Source organism: Microbulbifer yueqingensis (assembly GCF_900100355.1).
Taxonomy (GTDB): Bacteria; Pseudomonadota; Gammaproteobacteria; order Pseudomonadales; family Cellvibrionaceae; genus Microbulbifer; species Microbulbifer yueqingensis.
The window spans coordinates 630,728-646,137 of sequence record NZ_FNFH01000003.1 but is presented as its reverse complement, the minus strand read 5'-3'; the positions used below and the strand labels follow the sequence as shown (position 1 = coordinate 646,137).

Below are 15,410 nucleotides of genomic sequence, written 5' to 3'. Positions count from 1 at the left end.
GACGAGTGCGGGGGGCGGGGGAGGCTGGTATAATCGCGCAAATTTCCACCGGGCGAACCGATAGAGAGGGACTGGGTGAGAGAGCTTGTGAAACAGACCAGGTGGCTATCCCTGGTGGCGGCCCTGGGTGGCCTGTGCCTGTCGCTGGTTGTGGCGGCCGCGGTGGAGGTCGAGCAACTGTCGACCCCTGAGCTGCAGGCGCGCTACCAGGTACTGATAGAGGAAATGCGCTGTCCCAAGTGCCAGAACCAGAACCTGGCAGGCTCTGACTCTCCGGTGGCCCAGGACCTGCGGCGGGAGATCCGGCGGTTGCTGGAGGAAGGCTTCACCGACCAGGAAATTACCGACTACATGGTGGCCCGCTACGGGGATTTCGTCCTCTACCGCCCCCCGGTACAGCGCAACACCATGGCTCTCTGGATTGCTCCCGGTGTCTTTGCCGCCATCGGTCTTGTGGCCCTCGTGGTGGTAGTGATGCGCTCGCGGTCGGGTACTGGTGCGCGGCAGGACGACGCGAGTGGTGAGCTGACGGCCGACGAGCGTCGCCGCCTGCAGGCACTCCTGGGAGAGGACCGGCTGCAAGACGGCGAGTCGGGCGAAGGTGGAAGCGAACGCAATGATTGAGTTATGGCTGGGCCTGGCGGCCCTGGTTCTGCTGGTGGTGTTCCTGCTGTTGTGGCCTGCCCTGAGGGGTGCGGGCGCCCAGCGGAAAATGAATGCCGGGGTGGAGGAGAAACGGGCAGCCCTGGCTGCCCTGTATCGCGAGCAGCGTTCCGAGCTGGAAGCCGCCCGGGCCAGCGGCGCGATGGATGATGCCCAGTTCACGCAACTGGAGGCGGAAATGGCCCGCAACCTTCTGCAGGCCGAGCAGTCGGTGAATGGCGAGTCCCGCCAGGGTGGTCGCGGGCTGCTACTGGCGCTGGCGGTAGTGCTGCCGGTGGTGGCGCTGGCGATCTATTTCCAGAGTGGCCACGTGGGCGAGCTCGAGCTCTACCGCGATATCGTCGCCAGCCAGCAGGGTAAGTCCAACCGGGCCACGGAGGCGCGCATCACCAGCCAGCTGCTGGAGCGCACACGGGCCAACCCGGAAGACCTCACCACACGCTACGTGCTTGCGCAGCGGCTTATGGTGGGCGGCGACCTTGACGGTGCGGTGGAGTCCTACCGCTACATCGTCGAGCGCGAGCCGCAGGCGGCGGGCGTCAAGGCAGAGCTGGCGCAGGCGCTGTTTTTCCAGCAGGGCTCCCGCGTCACCGACGAGGTGCGCCGCCTGGTTGGCGAGGTGCTGGAGGCCCAGCCCGACAACGGTACCGCCCTGGGCCTGGCCGGGATCGCGGCGTTCGAGGAAGAGAACTTCCGCGTGGCGCGGGCCCTGTGGCAGCGCGCGCTCAACCAGCTTGCGCCCGGCTCGGCAGCCGCCGAGGCCCTGGCCGCGGGCGTTGCCCGCGCGGAAAAGGCCCTGGTCGAGCGCGGTGAGACGCTCGAGAGCGCGACCGTAGCGAATACCCCAGTCAGTAGTGAAGATCCCGCCAGCAGTGAGCCCGCGATCCGCGTCAGCGTGAGCCTGGCCGACGGCGTGGAGGCGGCGGACGACACTCCGGTATTCATCTATGCCCGTGGGGCCGAGAGCCCCATGCCGCTCGCCATCGTGCGTCTCTCTGCCGGTGACCTGCCCGCCGAGGTGGTACTGGACGAATCCCGGGCGATGATGCCCGGGCGCTCCCTGGCCAGTGTCCAGGCGGTGCAGCTGGTGGCGCGCCTGGCGGTCAATGGCGATGCGCGGCCCGCGCCCGGGGACTGGCAGGGCAGTATCGAATCCCTGCCGGAGTCCGACTGGAGCCGGCCGGTGGCAATCACCATCGACCGGCAGCTCTAGGGTCGGGGCCGCGTCCGCGAGCCCTTTCCCCCGGGGCCGGCGGGGTTCTCCCCGCCAGTGCCGCCGTCCGCTGCTAATCGAAAATTACCGCTGAAACCACCGCGCCGGGCATGTACAATCGGCGTTTTGGTGCGGCCATCGCCGGCCGGTTGCCAGGCGCCGGCGAATAACAAAATACCGAGTTAACAATACATGCGTCTGAAGTGCATCAAGCTTGCGGGTTTCAAATCCTTCGTTGACCCGACTACTGTTCATTTTCCCTCCAACCTGAGCGCGGTAGTGGGGCCGAATGGCTGTGGCAAGTCCAACACCATCGACGCCGTCCGCTGGGTGATGGGTGAATCGTCGGCGAAGAACCTGCGCGGTGACTCGATGACCGACGTGATCTTCAATGGCTCCAGCGGCCGCAAGCCGGTGGGCCAGGCCTCTATCGAGCTGGTGTTCGACAACTCCGCCGGCAAGCTGGCCGGTCCCTACGCCGGGTTCGCCGAAATCTCGGTCAAGCGCCGTGTGACCCGCGACGGCCAGAACAATTACTACCTGAATGGCGACAAGTGCCGTCGCCGCGATGTGACCGACCTGTTCCTGGGTACCGGCCTGGGGCCGCGCAGCTATGCCATCATCGAGCAGGGCATGATCTCCAAGCTGATCGAGGCCAAGCCCGAGGAGCTGCGGGTCTACATCGAGGAGGCCGCCGGCATCTCCAAGTACAAGGAGCGCCGGCGCGATACCGAGAACCGCATGCGCCGGACCCACGAGAACCTGGAACGTCTCACCGATATCCGTGACGAGCTTGATCGCCAGTTGTCGCGCCTCGAACGCCAGGCCGCAGCGGCGGAGAAATACAGTCGCTTCAAGCAGGAGGAGCGCAGCCACAAGGCCCACCTGCAGGCATTGAAGTACCGGGATCTCAACGACCAGGCCAGCGGTAAGCAGCAGCAGATTTCCGAGCTGGAGCTCACCGTGGAAGAGCTGGTGACCCGCCAGGTAAGCTGCGACACGGATATCGAGCAGAAGCGCGTCGGGTATCACGAGCTGTCTGACAGCTTCAATGAGGTGCAGGGGCGCTTCTATGCCGTCGGCGCCGATATTGCGCGTATCGAACAGAGCATCGCCCACGCGCGGGAGCGCAACACTCGCCTGCAATCCGACCTGCAGCAAACCGAGCAGGAGTACCGTGAGGCGGAGACCGGGCTGGAAACCGATCGCGAGAAGGCGGCCCAGTTTGAAGCCGAGCTGGAAGTCATTACGCCCGACCTGGAGATGGTCCAGGCTGCCGAAGAGGAATCCGCCCTTGCGCTCCAGTCCGCTGAAGACCTGATGCGCGACTGGCAGAATGAGTGGGACCAGTTCAATGCCGGGGCTTCCGGTTCACGCCAGAAGGCCGAGGTACAGCAGTCCCGCATCCAGCACCTGGAGACATCGGGCCAGCGGTTGCAGGAACGCATCAACAAGCTGAAGGAAGAGCAGGGCCGCCTGGCCGAGAGCGGCGAGGACGAGGATTTCGAGCAGCTGAGCGAGCAACTGGCCGAGCTGGAGATGCAGGCTGGCGAACGCCGCGAGTCGGTGGCGGAGAAGAACGAGTCGCTGGCCGAGCTGCGCAGCCGTGAGAGTGACGTTGCGAGCGAGCTCGACCAGCTGCGTTTGCAGCTGCAAACCAGCCGCGGTCGCTACGCCTCACTGGAGGCCCTGCAGCAGGCCGCACTGGGGCAGGGCAAGGCAGTCGACAACTGGTTGCAGCAGCAGGCGCTCGCGGATCGCCCGCGCCTGGCCGACCAGGTGAGTGCCAGAGACGGCTGGGAAAAGGCCGTGGAGACGGTGCTCGGCAGCCAGTTGCAGGCGGTCTGTGTCGACCAGCTGGAGAGCCTGGCCGGTGGGCTCGCCAGCCTCGAGAGTGGCCAGGCAATCTTTGTCGACGGCAGTACCGTCCCGCCTGTTACCGACGGCAGCCTGCCGGCGCTGGCCGAGGTCGTGGAGGGGCCGGACGCCCTGGCCGCCCTGCTGTCTGGAATCTATACCGCAGAGGACCTGCCCGCGGCGCTGGCACAGCGATCGCAACTGCAGGCCCACGAATCCATTGTCACCCGCGACGGCCTCTGGCTGGGACCGAACTGGCTGCGGGTCAGCCGGGCGTCCGACGCCGAAGCGGGCGTCCTGGCGCGCAAGCAGGAGCTGGAGGAGCTGGATTCCACTATTGCCGCCTGCGAAGAACAGATCGAAAGCCTGTCGGAGCAGCGCGAGGAGTTGCGGCGTGAAGCCGCGGACGTGGAGGCTGCGATCGAGCAGTCCCGCAATGAGATGGAGCAGCTCAGCCGTCGCGAGTCCGAACTGCGCAGCCAGCTGTCCGCCCGGCGGGCCCGCGCCGAGCAAATGAACGAGCGCAGCAGCCGCGTCGAGCAGGAACTGGCGGAAGTGCGCGAGCAGCTGGAAATGGAGGGCGAGTCCCTCTCCGAGGCCCGCCTGCTGCTGCAGGAAGCGCTCGAGGCCATGAGCGACGATACCGATCGCCGCGAAGTACTGCTGGCTCGCCGCGACGAGTTGCGCGAGGCCCTTGATGCGGCACGCCAGCGGGCCCGCGAGGACAAGGACAAGGCTCACGAGCTGGCCATGCGCGAGCAATCGGTGCGCACCCAGATGATGTCTCTCGAGCGTACCCTGCAGGTTATGCGGGAGCAGCTTGAGCGGTTGCGCAGTCGCCGCGAGCTGCTGCAGGAACAGATGGCGGAGAGCGAGGACCCCTCCCAGGATTTCCAGGCCGAGCTGGAAGAGAAGCTGGCCGAGCGCATGGAAGTGGAAACCGAGTTGTCCGAGGCGCGCAAGAAACTGGAAGAGGTAGAAAGCGGCCTGCGCGAGCAGGAGCAGGAACGCCACAAGGTCGAGTCTGCCCTGCAGGGCGTGCGCGCCCAGCTCGAGCAGGAGCGCCTGGCAGCGCAGACGCTGGAGGTGCAGCGCAACGGCCTGGTTGAACAGCTGCGCGAATCCGATTACGAAGTGGACCAGGTACTGGAAGAGCTACCCGGCGACCTCACCATCGCCCAGGTGCAGGAGGAGCTGGAACTGGTGGCGGCGCGGATCTCTCGCCTCGGTGCCATCAACTTGGCCGCCATTGACGAGTACAAGCAGGAGTCAGAGCGCAAGGAGTACCTGGACCGGCAGTACAGTGACCTGACCGACGCGCTCGAGACCCTGGAGAATGCGATCAAGCGCATCGACCGGGAAACCAGGACCCGTTTCAAGGAGACCTTCGACAAGGTCAACAGCGGTTTGCAGGAGCTCTTCCCGAAGGTGTTCGGTGGTGGCCATGCCTACCTGGAGCTGACCGGGGAGGACCTGCTGGATACCGGTATCGCGATCATGGCGCGCCCGCCCGGCAAGCGTAACAGCACTATCCACCTGCTCTCGGGCGGGGAAAAAGCACTCACGGCCATCGCACTGGTATTTTCCATCTTTCGCCTCAATCCGGCGCCTTTCTGTATGCTGGACGAAGTGGATGCACCGCTGGATGATGCCAACGTGGGGCGTTACGCGCGCATGGTGCAGGAGATGTCCGAACATGTGCAGTTTATTTACATTACTCACAACAAGATCGCCATGGAGATGGCGCACCAGCTGCTCGGTGTGACCATGCACGAGCCGGGGGTGTCGCGACTGGTGTCTGTGGATGTGGAAGAGGCGGCCGAGCTGGCATCCGCGTAAGGGCGTAAAGGAGAGACGCTTGCTATGGACAACTGGCTGATCATGATCCTGGCGCTGGTGGTGGTGCTGGCGCTGGTTGACGGTGTGCGTCGTACGATTGTGCGATACCGGGAGGCGAGCCGAACCTCGCGCAACCTGACGCGGGCGATGTATGGCGACGCCTATGGCGGCAAGGCCACCCGGGAGGAGAGTGAGTGGGTTGATCCCGAGGAGGCGCGGAAGCGTGCCCAGATCGCTCGGGAGCTTCCCGGAAGCGTACGCGTGGTGCAACGCCGTGCACTGGAAGAGGCGCTGCAGGTCAACCGCAAGGTACAAGAGGGAGCCCAGCCAGTGGAAAAGCCATCTCCGGCCGCACCGGATTCGGACCGAGAGGGAGACGAGCCCCGCCAGGCCTCACTCAACCTCGAGGAGCAGGTCCCGACCCTGATGGACTCGGTCGCCGCAGAGAGCGGGGACGAAGAGATCCGGCGTGAGCCGGAACTTGATGAGTCAGACAGCCTCAAAGCCCTGAGTGAAACCGAGCAGGAAGAGCAGGTCGAACCCGTGCTGAAGAAAAACAGGGCCGCGGAGCCCCGTCCGGAAGAGGCAAGTGTCACATCGAGAGTGGACCGACGGGAGCGACGGTCCGGGGCCGGTGGTGCCGAGAGGCCCCGGGTGGACGAGGTATTGATTATCAATATCATGGCTCCCGAGGGTGACGTTTTCGAGGGCAATGACCTGCTGCGGGCCCTCATGGCGGTCAACATGCGCTTCGGGGATATGGATATATTCCACTATCACCTGGGGGGCGGCGATGACGGCCCGGTGATTTTCAGCCTTGCCAACATGGTGGTTCCCGGAATATTTGAGCTGGGCAGGATGGAGGAGTTCACCACTCCCGGGGTAAGCCTGTTTCTCGCCCTGCCGGTTGAGGGCGAGGCGATCAAGGCATTCGAATTGATGCTGTCGGTGTCCCGCGAAATTGCCGAGCATCTCGGCGGGGAGCTCAAGGACGAAAACCGCAGCGTATTCACCGCCCAGACGGCGGAGCATTACCGCCAGCGCGTCATGGAGTTCCAGCGTCGCCGGGCCCTGGCGCGCGCGCAGGCCTGACAGGCCTCTTTCCCCCAGGCGAGGCGACAGCCCCTCACCGGAGCCGGTCGCCGCGCTTGCGTGTAGAATTCCTTCCCTGAATATTTTTGCCGTGTTTTTTGCGAACAATCGATGACGAATAAGAAGATCCCCACGGAAAAACGCGAACGCGCCCAGGAACTCCACGCCATCCTGCAGCGCGCCAACTACCAGTACTACGTCCTTGATGCGCCTGAACTGCCGGACGCCGAATACGACCGCCGCCTGCGTGAATTACAGGAGCTGGAGCAGGAATATCCGGAGCTGGTTACGCCGGATTCCCCGACCCAGCGCGTCGGCGCCGAGCCACTGACGGAATTTGCCGAAGTGCGCCATGAGGTGCCCATGCTGTCACTGGACAATGCGTTCAGTGACGACGAATTACAGGAGTTCGACCGCCGGGTACGGGAGCGGTTGAATACGACGGAAGCGGTGGAATATGCGTGCGAGCCAAAACTCGACGGCATCGCCATCAGCCTGCTTTACCGCGAGGGTGTGCTGGAGCGGGCGGCGACCCGTGGCGATGGCACGACCGGTGAGGATATCACGCAGAATGTACGCACCATCGGTTCAGTGCCCCTGCGGCTGATCGAGGATGATGTGCCGGCAGTGCTGGAGGTGCGTGGGGAAATCTACATGCCCCGGGCGGGCTTCGAACGCCTGAACGATACTGCAAGGGCTGCCGGGGAAAAGGTTTTCGTCAACCCGCGCAATGCCGCGGCCGGCAGCCTGCGCCAGCTGGATTCACGCGTGACTGCGCGGCGGCCCCTGGAACTCTGCGCCTATGGAGTTGGCCTGGTCGAGGGCGGTGGCCTGCCTGAGAAGCACACTGAGATACTGCAGCAGCTGCACCGCTGGGGATTCCGGATCAACAGCGAGATGGCGGCAGCCAGCAGCATCCAGGCTTGCATCGAGTATCACCGCAGCCTGGAAGAGAAGCGTCCGGAGTTGCCCTACGATATCGACGGTATCGTGTTCAAGGTGAACAGTATCCCGTTGCAACGCCGCCTCGGTTTTGTTGCCCGTGCACCACGCTGGGCCACGGCCTACAAGTTTCCGGCCCAGGAGGAGATGACGGTGCTGCGGGACGTGGAGTTCCAGGTCGGGCGTACCGGTGCGGTGACGCCGGTAGCACGACTAGAGCCTGTATTTGTCGGTGGCGTCACCGTCTCCAATGCGACCCTGCACAACCGGGACGAGATCGAGCGGCTGGGGGTCAGGATAGGTGATACGGTGGTGATTCGCCGGGCCGGCGACGTGATCCCACAGGTCGTTTCCGTGGTGGAGAGCCGCAGGCCGGAAGATGCGCGGGATATCGTGTTTCCCGACCACTGCCCGGTGTGTGACTCCCCGGTGGAGTCAACGCCCGGGGAGGCGGTGGCGCGCTGCAGCGGAGGGCTTGTCTGCAGTGCCCAGCGCAAGCAGGCGATCAAGCATTTTGCGTCGCGCAAGGCAATGGATATCGACGGGCTCGGCGACAAGCTGGTGGAGCAGCTGGTGGACGAGGGCCTGCTGCACTCGGTTTCCGGGCTCTACCGCCTCGAGGCCGCGGAGGTGGCCGGGCTGGAGCGAATGGGTGAGAAATCCGCCCGGAACCTGATCGACGCCCTCGAGCGCAGCAAGGACACCACCCTGCCGCGGTTCCTGTACGCGCTGGGTATTCGGGAGGTTGGTGAGGCCACCGCGCGCAACCTGGCCCGACACTTCGGCGACCTGGAGCCGCTGATGCAGGCCGACGAAGAGGCCCTGCAAGAAGTCGAGGATGTGGGGCCGATAGTGGCGCACTTTGTAGCCGAATTTTTCGGCCAGCCGCACACCCAGGAGGAAATCGAGGCCCTGCGACAGGCGGGCGTGCACTGGCAGCCGGAAGAAACCGGCGGAGAGTCGCAGCCGCTGGCGGGCCAGACCTGGGTGCTTACGGGCAAGCTGGAAACACTCTCGCGCAGCGAGGCCAAGGATTACCTGCAGCGGCTGGGGGCCAAGGTGGCCGGCAGTGTATCGGCAAACACCCATACGGTGGTCGCCGGTCCCGGTGCCGGCTCAAAGCTGAACAAGGCCCGCGAACTGGGAATTGCCACCCTCGACGAAGATGAATTCCTGGCGATGCTGCGCAGCCGCGGAATTGAGATCTGAGTGCGCAGGGGGGCTGCTGCGTACCCCACTTGCTGCTCACCTTTGTTTTTCCATCGCATGCCGGCATGAGGTGCACCACTGGAAGGGCGGTTACAGGCCGCAAGGAGACAGTTGTCGCCGGATGGCGGTCATCCGGCGAGGCCGCGCTCACTCTTTGAGCAGTGAAGCCGGCCCGCGTTTATTTGCGATTAGCGTTATGGCATTTTCGCGTTGCCGCCGTTAAAGTGGGTTGGCGAATTCTCAACTGGCCGGATGGCGCTCGTCCGGCTCTGCTGTGCTGAGGGACACAATAGTGGTGCAGGGTGACCAGGAATCGATTGTCTATGGATGTATCAAGGACAGTAACAGCCTCGCCGGGGGATCGGACCGTCGCCGCGTGAATCGCGAAGCGGTGCTGGCCCTGCCCAGTGCCGACGAGTGGCCTTTCCTGTGCCGCGATATGTTTTCCATTCCCACCATCAAGGTGAAGCAGTCCCAGTACCAGACCGATGTGATCCATTTTGGGGCCTCGTACCGCGCCGTGGAATACGAGTGGAATCACTGGATCCAGAAATTCGAGGAGCTGCTCGGCAGCATGTACTGGGTATCTGCGACCGTACATCTCGAGACCGAGCTCTCCGGCACGCACTCCTTTACCTGGGAAGCAACGGGCCTGTACCACGAGCCGGGCAGTGGCGATATGCAGGTCCGGTGTGAGTGGACGCAGGAGGGGCGGGTCAGCATCTGATCCTTCCCTGTAAGCTCCTCCCCCAACAGGTGCTCTTCACGCTGGCTTCCCCGCCGTTCAGCGAGTCGCGTACGCATTTCCTTGCCGGCCTGCCCTTTATGCCTTCCCCGCACCGGCGACTGACGGCGGTGGAATCATTTCCTCAACAACCCCAAAAATCAAGAAATGGCTGCCAGTAGCCATGCGCTCCCTGGTTTTGCGTTACCGTGAGGTGGGGTTAAGCTGTGATTAACGGTCCCAGGGGCGGGCAGGATGGGGGAGCTGGTGTCACATTTGCCCGCTTCCGACAATATCATCCGTTGCTGTGGTTGCCACCCGCCAGCTGGGGTCACACCGGCGCCGGGCAATTACCTGCAAATTGCCCCAGGGACCCGGGAGAGCCGCATAAAGTTACTATGTTAACGGGTGAAAATGGTTAGCGGGTGAAAACGCGGGCCATAGATCACCCCAACAGTCTGGGAAGGATGTCCAATGAGTGATGATTTTCGCACCGAAAAAGACAGCCTGGGAGAGGTCCGTGTGCCGGCCCGGGCCCTGTACGGGGCCCAGACCCAGCGAGCGGTGGATAATTTCCCGGTAAGCGGCCAGCCCTTACCGGAAGAGTTTATTCGCGCGGTACTGGTGATCAAGAAGGCCGCCGCCCTGGCGAACCTCGACCTGGGACTGCTGGACGAGGAGCGTGCGGCGGCGATTGTCGCAGCCTGCGATGCCGTCGGCAGCGATGAGCTGGAGAGCCAGTTCCCGGTGGACATCTACCAGACCGGGTCCGGCACCAGCACGAATATGAACGTCAATGAGGTGCTGGCCCATATTGCGGCGCGCGACAGCGGCGTGGAAGTCAGCCCCAATGACCACGTCAATATGAGCCAGAGCAGCAATGACGTGATCCCAAGTGCCATACACGTCTCGGCTCTGCTCGCGGTGCGCGACCGCCTGTTGCCGGCGTTGCGCCACCTGCACAGCACCCTGGATGAAAAGTCGGCCGCACTGGCGGAAGTAGTGAAGACCGGTCGCACCCACCTTATGGATGCGTTGCCGATTTCCCTGGGCCAGGAGCTTTCCGGCTGGGCAATGCAGGTAGAGCATTGCCGGGAGCGTATTCGCACCACATTGCCACGCCTTGCGCAGCTGGCCCAGGGGGGCACGGCCGTGGGTACGGGGCTGAATGCCCATCCAGACTTTGCCGAGCTGTTTGCGCAGAAACTCAGCGCCGATACCACCCAGCAGTTCCGCCCGGCCGACAACGCGTTTACTGCAATCAGCAGCCAGGACACAGCGGTGGAGCTCTCCGGGCAGCTGAAGGTGCTCGCCGTCGCTCTGATGAAAATTGCCAATGACCTGCGCTGGATGAACAGTGGTCCCCTGGCCGGGTTCAGCGAGATCGAGTTGCCGGCGCTGCAACCCGGCAGCAGCATCATGCCGGGGAAGGTGAACCCGGTCATCGCGGAAGCGGTAGCGATGGTATCGGCCCGGGTAATGGGTAATGACACCACCATCGGTATTGCCGGGCAGAGCGGTAATTTCCAGCTCAATGTGATGCTGCCGCTGGTAGCAGCCAGCCTGCTGGAAAGCATCCAGCTGCTCACGTCAGCCGCGCAGCTGCTGGCGGACAAGGCCATTGCGCCGTTCCGGGTCAACCGCGAAAACATAGAGCGGGCGCTCGAGCGCAACCCGATTCTCGTCACTGCCCTGAACCCGGTCATCGGTTACGACAAGGCGGCGGAAATTGCCAAGCGGGCTTACAAGGAGGGGCGGCCTGTACTGGAAGTGGCGGTGGAGATGAGTGATCTCGGTGAGGAAGAGCTCAAGCGCCTGCTGGACCCCCGCAAGTTGATCCGGGGCGGTGTGCCGGGAGGGGACTGAATCAGCGCAGCGCCCGGATACAGCAGCTCCTCCCCCTCATGCCAGTAACCAGAGTGCCAGCAGCACTGCGGCCATGAACAGGGCGAGGCATTCGAGCCAGATAAACAAGTGCTTGAGGATTACGCGGTCCTCGCGGCGATAGAGTAGTCTCTTGCCCATGAACTCTCCTGTGGCGTTGACAGGGAAGGGGCGATGCCTCACGATTCCCGGCCGCATCGGCTATAGTAGCCGACCCCTGAATGGTAGTACCGCAGTCCGGTATGACCAATTGTTCAGCCCTAGCAAGCAGTCCGGAAACTCCATGGCCAAGAAAAGTCGCCGCTCGTTCCTTACCAGTGTGCTCGCCTGCATCGGCTTTGTGGCTGCGGCCATCTGGGCCTGGGACCTGCCGGTAAAGGATGTACTCGCTTACCTGGTCCTGCTGCTGGGATTCCTCGTGGTCCTGATCGCCGCCGGGCTTGGTGCAGGGGCATTGCTGAGCTGGTGGCGCAGGCGCAAGTAATCAATGAGCGTTACCGAAGAGGATATCCGCATCCCCATCGCCTATCTCGAGCGCCTGCTTGAGGAGGCCGCGCGTCACGGGTGTGACCGCAAGGATTTGCTCGCGGCCGTGGGTATCGAGGAGCGGGAGCTGGAGGGCGCCGCGGCCTTCTCGGCACTTAAATACGGCCGGCTGTACCAGCGGGTCATGTGGCAGGTGCAGGATGAGTGGTTCGGGATGCTCAGTGGCGGGCGCGTGCGTTCGGGTTCCTTCCGGCTGCTGTGCCTGACGGTGGTCAATTGTGCAACCGTCCGGCAGGCAATCCAGCTCAGCGCCGAGTTCATGGAAATCTGTCGTGGTTTCAAGGTCAAGCCGGTCCTGGAGGACAGTGGCGGGGGGCGCGAGCGGGTAGCCATCCGTGGGATAAGTTCCCTGCAGCAGGGAGAGTTTGACCAGCTGATCGCTGCAACCAGTCCGAGCACCATCCGCACCACCCTGGCGGTGTGGCATCGTTTCTACTGCTGGCTGGTCGGACGGGAAATCCCGCTGGCGAGGCTGCACTTTTCCTTTCCCTGTCCGGAGGAGTTCCGCTCCCTGGCGCAGAGTGAGGCGGGCGAGCTGCTGTTCGAGCAGCGTAGCAACGCCCTGGAGTATGACAGCCGCTACCTGGACTACCCGATCGTGCAGAATCCACAGACGGTGGAGGATTTCATCCGCACCGCACCCTATCACCTGGTGATCAGCGACGGCAGCGCCAACAGCATCAAGACCAAGGTGAAGACCATTCTCAACCGCGACGTGAGTGAATCAATGCCCGCGGCCGAGGTGGTGGCGGAACGCCTGAATATGTCGGTAACCACCCTGCGCCGGCGCCTGCAGCAGGAGGGGACCTCCTACCAGAAGTTGAAGGACGAATGCCGCATGGAGGCAGCCTTCCACTATCTCAGCTGCCCGGATCTTTCCAATGGGCAGATCGCCGAGATGCTCGGGTTCGATGAGTCGAGCGCTTTCTTCCGCGCTTTCAAGAAGTGGACCGGTGTCACCCCGGGCGAATACCGCAAGAGCGGGCGCGCGTTCACCAGCGCTGCTGACTGATCGTCCACTTATTTTCCTCTCATTCCTGTGCGGTTTTTGTCAGCGCTTTGGACGGATTTCGCCATAGAGGGAATCGAGCACCTGCTACTATGATGAACCAATCGTAAGTTCTAGTCACAAATCTGACCGCCCGGTTTTGGTATCGGCGCGTGAGACAACCGTAAGATTGAGGGTAGCAGGATGACCGACATCAAGATTCCTTTGCGCGACATGCGCTTTGCCATGCGCGAACTGCTCGATTGGGACCAGCACTACGCTTCCCTGGGCTACGAGGAGGCCACACCGGACCTGGTGGACGCCATTCTCGAAGAGGGCGCCAAGTTCTGTGAAAACGTGCTGGCGCCGCTGAACGCCGTCGGCGACCAGCAGGGCTGTACCTGGAACGACGGTGAGGTCACCACGCCGGAGGGCTTCAAGGAGGCCTACCAGCAATTTGTCGAGGCCGGATGGCCGTCGCTGGCGCATGATGTCGAGTACGGCGGCCAGGGCCTGCCGCCTTCCCTGGGTACCCTGATGAGCGAGATGGTGGGCACCACCAACTGGTCCTGGGGCATGTACCCGGGCCTGTCCCACGGCGCCATGAACACCCTGGAAGCCCATGGCACCGAAGAGCAGAAGGCCACCTACCTGACCAAGCTGGTAGAGGGAACCTGGACCGGCACCATGTGCCTGACCGAGCCGCACTGCGGTACTGACCTGGGCATCCTGCGCACCAAGGCCGAGCCGAATGCAGACGGTTCCTACGCGATCACCGGCACCAAGATCTTTATCTCAGCCGGTGAGCACGATATGGCCGAGAACATTGTGCACATCGTACTTGCGCGTCTCCCGGACGCCCCCGCTGGCACCAAGGGCATTTCCCTGTTTATCGTGCCCAAGTTCCTGCCCACCGCCGAGGGCTCCGTGGGCGAGCGCAACGGCGTTGCCTGTGGCTCGCTGGAACACAAGATGGGTATCCACGGCAACGCGACTGCCGTGCTGAATTTCGACGGCGCCAAGGGCTTCCTGATCGGGCCGCCCAACAAGGGCCTGAACTGCATGTTCACCTTTATGAATACTGCGCGCCTGGGTACCGCCCTGCAGGGCCTGGCCCACGCCGAGGCCGGTTTCCAGAAGTCGCTGGCATACGCCAAGGACCGCCTGCAGATGCGTTCCCTGAGCGGTGCGAAAAACCCGGAAGGTGCCGCCGACCCGATCATCGTGCATCCGGACGTGCGCCGCATGCTGCTGACGCAAAAGGCATTCGCCGAGGGTGGGCGCATGCTGATTTCCCTGTGCGCCCAGCAGGTGGACCGCACCCACAAGGGCAGCGACGAGGACAAGAAGGAAGCAGAAGACCTGCTGGCCTTCCTCACCCCGATCGCCAAGGCGTTCCTGACCGAGACCGGCTTCGAGTCTGCCAACCTCGGCCTGCAGTGCTTCGGCGGCCACGGTTATATCTCCGAGTGGGGCATGGAGCAGAACGTCCGTGACGCCCGTATTGCCACAATTTATGAAGGCACCACCGGCATCCAGGCACTGGACCTGCTGGGCCGCAAGGTCCTGATGAGCCAGGGTGAGCTGCTGCGCAAGTTCACCAAGCAGGTACACAAGTTCTGCCAGGCGGAAATCGACACCGAGGCCCTGGCGCCGTTCGTCAGCCGGCTGCAGGAGCTCAACAAGGAGTGGGGCGACGTGACCATGCACGTGGGCGCCCTGGCGATGGAAAACCCGGACGAAGTGGGCGCTGCCTCTGTGGACTACCTGATGTACTCCGGTTACGTGGTCCTGGGCTTCCTGTGGGCCCGCGCCGCCAAGGTAGCCAGTGACAAGCTTGCCGCAGGTGAGGGTGACGCCGACTTCTACCGCGCCAAGCTGGCGACTGCGCGCTTCTACTTCGACCGCATCCTGCCGCGTACCGCGGCGCATGCGGCGGCGATGAAGAGCGGCGCCGGTAACCTGATGGATCTGGACGCGGAACACTTCGCGTTCTGATCTTCGCTGTAACAAGGAAACCGCTGGCCCCGCCGGCGGTTTTTTTATTCTGGGGTTTTTATGCAGTTGCCAGATCAGGTGGTTGCGCGCCTGGGGCGCCTCTCTTGTTTGCACCCTTGCACTCGGGTACAGTTTCGACTGCCGGACGCCAGTGATTTTGGCGTGATACTGTCACGAGAATCCGGCGAGCCCGCGGCTGTTGCCCGGCTGGGAGAGGTGGACGACGCGTCACTTGTTCTGGAGATGTCGCAGACAACCCTGGATGCCATCATGGAGGGACGCCTCAGCGCCCGCCATGCATTTTTGTTGGGGGATATTACTTATTCCGGCGACCGGGAACTGGCCGCCGCGCTGGCGGACCTCTTTCCCGCAGCATAAGCTTACGAAGAATAACGACACGTTCGCACTCTCCATGAGGGAATTTCGTCTATAAGAAACGGAACACGCGGACAAGC

General features: G+C 63.3%; 12 protein-coding genes. 11 read left to right on the top strand and 1 reads right to left on the bottom strand.

The features are described 5' to 3' along the window. The first annotated feature begins 87 nt into the window (after positions 1–87). From BLT26_RS10010 to BLT26_RS09980, 7 genes are all read left to right on the top strand, one after another. Positions 88–624, top strand: coding sequence for a cytochrome c-type biogenesis protein (locus BLT26_RS10010; RefSeq protein WP_245720668.1), 537 nt, complete (start codon positions 88–90; stop codon positions 622–624). Beyond that, entirely contained in the window at positions 617–1,876 is a 1,260-nt protein-coding gene (gene ccmI, locus BLT26_RS10005) for a c-type cytochrome biogenesis protein CcmI (protein ID WP_091512976.1), read from the top strand. Before BLT26_RS10010 ends, ccmI begins: the two co-directional genes overlap by 8 nt. Before the next feature lie 192 nt (positions 1,877–2,068). Then, entirely contained in the window at positions 2,069–5,572 is a 3,504-nt protein-coding gene (gene smc / locus BLT26_RS10000; RefSeq protein ID WP_091512972.1) for a chromosome segregation protein SMC, read from the top strand. A gap of 24 nt (positions 5,573–5,596) precedes the next feature. Further along, entirely contained in the window at positions 5,597–6,664 is a 1,068-nt protein-coding gene (gene zipA / locus BLT26_RS09995; protein WP_091512970.1) for a cell division protein ZipA, read from the top strand. 111 nt (positions 6,665–6,775) lie between these two features. After that, a complete protein-coding gene (gene ligA / locus BLT26_RS09990; RefSeq protein WP_091512963.1) occupies positions 6,776–8,815 on the top strand; it encodes an NAD-dependent DNA ligase LigA in 2,040 nt (679 codons plus the stop codon). Between the two features lie 292 nt (positions 8,816–9,107). Then, a complete protein-coding gene (locus BLT26_RS09985) occupies positions 9,108–9,542 on the top strand; it encodes a hypothetical protein (protein WP_091512960.1) in 435 nt (144 codons plus the stop codon). Positions 9,543–10,013: 471 nt separating this feature from the next. Then, on the top strand, positions 10,014–11,405 hold the full coding sequence (locus BLT26_RS09980) for a class II fumarate hydratase (RefSeq protein ID WP_091512957.1): 1,392 nt from the start codon (positions 10,014–10,016) through the stop codon (positions 11,403–11,405). A gap of 36 nt (positions 11,406–11,441) precedes the next feature. Here BLT26_RS09980 and BLT26_RS16685 read toward each other — a convergent pair whose 3' ends face one another. Continuing rightward, the gene (locus BLT26_RS16685) at positions 11,442–11,564 is read right to left on the bottom strand and encodes a hypothetical protein (protein WP_281245469.1); all 123 of its coding nucleotides are present in this window, start codon (positions 11,562–11,564) and stop codon (positions 11,442–11,444) included. A gap of 142 nt (positions 11,565–11,706) precedes the next feature. On the opposite strand from BLT26_RS16685, the gene BLT26_RS09975 reads away from it, so the two are divergent. The 4 genes from BLT26_RS09975 (at position 11,707) to BLT26_RS09960 (ending at position 15,333) form a co-directional block, all read left to right on the top strand. Next, on the top strand, positions 11,707–11,907 hold the full coding sequence (locus tag BLT26_RS09975; protein WP_091512953.1) for a hypothetical protein: 201 nt from the start codon (positions 11,707–11,709) through the stop codon (positions 11,905–11,907). 3 nt (positions 11,908–11,910) lie between these two features. After that, on the top strand, positions 11,911–12,981 hold the full coding sequence (locus BLT26_RS09970; protein ID WP_091512950.1) for an AraC family transcriptional regulator: 1,071 nt from the start codon (positions 11,911–11,913) through the stop codon (positions 12,979–12,981). 180 nt (positions 12,982–13,161) lie between these two features. Further along, positions 13,162–14,955, top strand: coding sequence for an acyl-CoA dehydrogenase C-terminal domain-containing protein (locus BLT26_RS09965; protein WP_091512948.1), 1,794 nt, complete (start codon positions 13,162–13,164; stop codon positions 14,953–14,955). Positions 14,956–15,015: 60 nt separating this feature from the next. After that, positions 15,016–15,333 carry an SCP2 sterol-binding domain-containing protein gene (locus BLT26_RS09960; protein WP_091512945.1) on the top strand — a complete coding sequence of 106 codons (318 nt, stop codon included), beginning with the start codon at positions 15,016–15,018 and terminating at the stop codon, positions 15,331–15,333. Positions 15,334–15,410: the final 77 nt, after the last annotated feature.